The organism is Bacillus sp. GbtcB14, from assembly GCF_019091205.1.
Lineage (GTDB): Bacteria > Bacillota > Bacilli > Bacillales > Bacillaceae_G > Bacillus_A > Bacillus_A cereus_AG.
The window spans coordinates 1-235 of the sequence record NZ_JAGXJT010000315.1; the positions used below are offsets into that span (position 1 = coordinate 1).

The following is a 235-nucleotide window of genomic DNA, read 5'->3' on the forward strand; positions in this document are numbered from 1 at the left end:
ACCATACGATGAAATTTTTTATTACGTACATTGATATAGAGGATAGAGGGTTAAATCGTGAAGAAATTTGGTATGACCGCGAACGAAGTGAAGAGCTCTTTTGGGAGATGATGGACGAAGCACGTGATCATGATGATTTCTTTATTGATGGACCGCTATGGAGTCAAGTGCAAGCAGGCGATAAAGGGATTGAAGTACTTGTAACAAAAGCGGAGCTTTCAAAGGATGGACAAAA

Annotated in this window: 1 pseudogene; it reads left to right on the forward strand. The window is 40.0% G+C overall.

Features of this window, described 5'->3' with window-relative positions:
• Window positions 1–235 (forward strand): annotated as a pseudogene (gene mecA / locus KVT31_RS30005) (adaptor protein MecA); the annotation flags it as partial.